This is a genomic window from Micromonospora sp. NPDC023814 (genome assembly GCF_040639595.1).
In the GTDB taxonomy this organism is placed as follows: domain Bacteria; phylum Actinomycetota; class Actinomycetes; order Mycobacteriales; family Micromonosporaceae; genus Micromonospora.
This window is the reverse complement of the sequence record NZ_JBFAAF010000165.1, coordinates 1-4444: the sequence shown is the minus strand read 5'-3', so window position 1 is coordinate 4444 and position 4444 is coordinate 1. Positions and strand designations below refer to the sequence as shown.

1 protein-coding gene and 1 pseudogene are annotated in these 4444 nt (G+C 70.4%); both read left to right on the top strand.

Going from position 1 to position 4444, the window contains the following annotated elements; all coding sequences use genetic code 11:
• Positions 1-154 precede the first annotated feature (154 nt).
• Positions 155-2989 carry an AAA family ATPase gene (locus tag AB0G14_RS34775; protein ID WP_357704888.1) on the top strand — a complete coding sequence of 945 codons (2835 nt, stop codon included), beginning with the start codon at positions 155-157 and terminating at the stop codon, positions 2987-2989.
• A gap of 465 nt (positions 2990-3454) precedes the next feature.
• A pseudogene (locus AB0G14_RS34770) lies at positions 3455-4349 on the top strand (IS3 family transposase); the annotation flags it as partial.
• Positions 4350-4444: the final 95 nt, after the last annotated feature.

Genomic DNA, 4444 nt, shown 5'->3' with positions numbered 1-4444 from the left:
CTACGAAGACCAGTACTGGTTCAGCGGCACCACCGAAGAAGCACTCGACTTCGTCTGCGACGTCCTCATCAGCCCGATCACCGACTGGCCGCATCCAAGCACCGAACCGTCAACCCCCGAAGGACTTGCGAACTGAAGCACTAAGGTAGCGGCCATGAGCACACGCGTGTCTCCGATCCACCTGGTTGGTCGAGACGACGAGCTGAAGATGCTGCGGGAACTTGTGGCCCGGGTGTCCGCGGGTCAGGGTGGTGTGGCGTGGCTGGAGGGCGAGCCCGGCATCGGGAAGTCGGCGTTGATCGCGGCCGTACTCGCCGACGCGGCGAGGGTCGGGTGTGAGGTGTATCGGGGGGCGGCGTCGGAGTTGGTATCGCCGGTCCCATTGCGGGCAATGGTGGATGCGCTGCGCGTCGGGCCGGGTGCGGTTGATGCGGTACGGGCACCGTTGGCAGCATTGCTGCGTGGAGAGGGCGTCGCAGAGCTGGTGACGCCTCGGGACGTGGTGGCGGTGCTGGCCGAGCAGGTGCTCGTGCTGGTCGATCGACTCTGCGCCGCCGCGCCGGTGGTGATCGTGCTGGATGATCTGCATTGGGCCGACGATGCGAGTCTGGCGGTCTGGTCCCGGTTGAGCGCCGCCACCGCCCAGTTGCCGCTGCTGGCGGTGGCCGCGTGCCGGCCGGTACCGCGTCGGCAGCGAATGCAGGCGCTGCGGCAGGAACTGGTCGAACGCGGGGCGCGGCTCGTGCAGCTGGATACGCTGCCGCAACCCCGGGTGACCGAGATGGTTGCCGACCTGGTGGGGGCCCCACCGGATGACCGGCTCGACGCGACGCTGAGACAGGCCGGAGGGAACCCGCTGTATGTCCGGGAACTGGTCGATGCGCTCGTACTCGAATCGCGCATCCGGGTAGACGCTGGCGTGGCGGAGCTCGTCCGCACCGGCGGGCTGCCGACTTCCTTGCCGACGGCGATCGGCCGGCGGTTGGGTTTCCTGTCGGAGCAGGCCCGGTCCGTGTTGCGGTTCGCAGCCTTGTTCGGGCCGGCGTTCACCGTCACCGATCTTGTCGTGATCACCGGCCGCGCGGCCACCGAGCTGGTCGCCGTCGTGGATGAGGCCGTGACCGCGGGCGTCTTGGCCGAGTCCGGCGACGAATTGGTGTTTCGACATGGCCTCATCCGGGAGGCGCTATACGAGGGAATCCCCGCCAGTGTACGCGCCGCCCTGCACCGCCAGGCCGCGCAGGCTCTGGCTCGGGTGGGAGCGCCGGCGGAACGGGTGGCCGAGCACCTGCTGGCCATGCCGGGTAAGGCAGACGCCTGGGCGGTCGGCTGGATCCTCGAAGCCGCCTCGGCCTTGACTCACCGGGCGCCACAGGTCGCCGCCGTTCTGCTCCGCCGCGCCCGCGAGGGGCTCCCCGAGTCGGACCCGCGCCGAGAGCATCTCGACGCCGACCTGGCCACGGCCCTGTTCCTGCTCGGCGACAACGAGCAGGTCGAACAGGTGGCCCGCCCGGCGCTGACGAAGACCCGCGACGACGCAATCGCCGGCCGGATCGCCTGGACGCTGGGGTACGGGCTGATGCGTATGGCCCGGCTTGAGCAGGCGACCGAGGTGGTCGAGCAGGCGTTGACCCGTCAGGGCTTGCCGCCGCTATGGCGTGCCCGCCTGCACGCCATGCAGGCGATGAGCCTGGCCGCTGCCGGCGCTTACCTCGACCGGGCGCAGGCCGCGGCGGCGCAGGCTGAAGCCGAGGGACTCCGGGCCGGCGATTCGCTCGCCGTAGGGTACGCGTTGCATATCCGGGCAATGCTGACCAGCGAGAACCAGTTCGACGAGGCGGCCAGCCTGGACCTGATGGACAAGGCGTTGGTAGTGCTTGGTGACCGGCCGGACGCGGTGGACCTGCGGCTGCTCGTGCTGGGTAATCGTTGCGTACGCCTGGACAACATGGGCCGCCCAGCCGAGGCCGACCAGGCCATCGCCCGGGCCCTGGTGCTAGCCGAGCAGGCCGGGCCACCGCCGCGGCTTGGCGGACTGCGAGCGCAGGCCGCGTCACACGATTTCTACCGTGGACGGTGGGACGAGGCGCTGGCCGAGCTGCAGGCCGCCGACGGCCTGCCGCTCGCCGTCAATCTGCGGCCCCTCCTTCGGGGGGTACGGGCACTGATCGCACTGCACCGTGACGACCGGGCGACGGCCGAGCGGCAGCTACAGGGCGTGGAAGACCTGAGCCTCAGCGATGGTGAGGTCCGCGAGCACGCTGGCCTCCTGCTGGGCGCCTGGGCACTGGCGGCCGAGCGAGAGGGTCAACTCGCCGTGGCCCTGTCCCGCCTGCTGGCCACCTTCGGCCCGGCAGCAACCTGGCAGTCCCCACAGCTGAGATCGGATGTGTGGCTGGTCGACGTGGTGCGCCTCGCCCTGGCCACGGGTGAGCGCAGCATCGCCACCGACGCGACTCAGGCCAGCATCGCTCTCGCCCGCCGGCAGCCCTGGTCGTCAATGATTGCCTCCGCGCAGCTGTGCCAGGGACTGCTGGACGCCGACCCGGCGAAGGTCCTCGATGCCGCCGACGGGATGCATCGGGTCGGCTATCCGCTGTCTCAGGCCCGCGCCCTGGAAGACGCCGCCGAACTGTTCGCCGAAGGCGGTGATCAGCCGGCGGCCCGTGCTGCCTACCGCCAGGCGATCGCCCTCTACACAGGCCTCGATGCGACCTGGGACATCATCCGGGCCGACGCGCGACTGCGGCGATACGGAGTCCGCCGCGGCCGCTCCGGACCCCGGCGCCGGCCGACCGCCGGCTGGGAGTCCCTCACCCCGACCGAGACGAAGATCGCCCGTTTCGTCGCGGACGGACAGTCGAACCCTGACATCGCCGCGGCGCTGTTCCTCTCACGCCGCACCGTCGAGGCCCACGTCTCCCACATCCTCGCCAAGCTCAACGTTCACTCGCGGATTGGCATTGCTCGGGAGGCGATGCGCCGGTAACCCCACATCTCATCCGGGTTCCGCAGTTCGTAGCCGCGTGAGCGGGGTCCGCTTCGGTGGGTTCCCTGCCCGTTGGCCCGGCCCGGGTTGCGTTGCATCGGCAGCGGGTCGGGGTGGCCCGTGCGCCCGCCGCGGCGGCACCGTCGGCGCTCACACGCCGACGGCAGCCAAGGGCGCCACGAACCCGCTGACGAGGACCATCGCACCGCGCCGGGCCACCTTGGTCCGCTGCGTGGCCGGAGGGCGGCCCTGCCCTCGCCCGGGTGGACCAGTGTCGGGCGTGGGATCCGTCGCGCCGATTCTGTGAGGTTCCCCCTGGGGACCGGTGCCCTGAACCCAGACAGTGGTCTGGGGAAGGATCACCACCCCATCTCCGGCGCGCCGGAAGCATGGGAGTTGCCCCCTGGTCCTGGACACTTGAACCTTGGATCGTGATGGTCCGGGGAGATCAGGAGTCCCTGACAGATGGTGATGAAGCATTACCCCGCCGAGTTCAAGGCCGACGCGGTCGCGTTGTACCGGTCTCGTCCCGGGGCGGCGATCGCGCAGATCGCTGACGATCTCGGGGTCAATCGGGAGACGTTGCGTAGCTGGGTCCGCGCCGATGACCAGCGTCGGGGCGCAGCGGCCGGGCCGGCGGCGGCGCTGGCGGCCGGCTCGATGGAGGACGAGAACGCCGCGTTGCGGCGGCGGATCCGGGAGTTGGAGGAGGAACGGGACATTCTGCGGAAGGCGGCCCGGTATTTCGCCGGGGAGACGCGCTGGTGAACCGCTTCCAGTTCGTCGCCGACCATCAGCAGCGCTACGGCGTGAAGCGGTTGTGTCAGACCATCGAGGCTCGAGCTTCTACTACTGGCGCTCGGCCGCCACGGCCCGGGCCACCCGACAGGCCGCGGACGTCGCTCTCGCGGCCTGGATCCGTGCGGTGCACACGGCTCACGACGGCACCTACGGAGCACCACGCGTCACCGCTGAGCTGCGCGATGCCGGGCAGTTGGTCAACCGTAAGCGGGTCGCGCGGGTGATGCGCCGCTTCGGCGTGCGGGGTCTGCGACTGCGCCGACGAACTCGTACGACGGTGCCGGGCCCGGCCGCGGCGAAGGCCCCGGACCTGATCGGCCGGGACTTCACCGCCCCCGCCGTCAACCAACGCTACGTCGGCGACATCACCTACCTGCCGGTCGGTGACCGCGGATTCCTCTACCTGGCCACCGTCCTCGACCTGCACTCCCGTCGCCTCGCCGGCTGGGCGATCGCCGAGCACATGCGCACCGACCTGGTCATCGACGCCCTCCACGCCGCGCAGCGCACCCGAGGCAGCCTCGACGGGGCGATCATGCATACCGATCATGGAGCCCAAGGCGGATTCCAGTGGTCGTCGCAACACCTCGATCAAGGGGTGTGCGCATGGGTAGGCCATCGGGCTGGGTGACGGCGGTGACGGGCAGGCCGGCG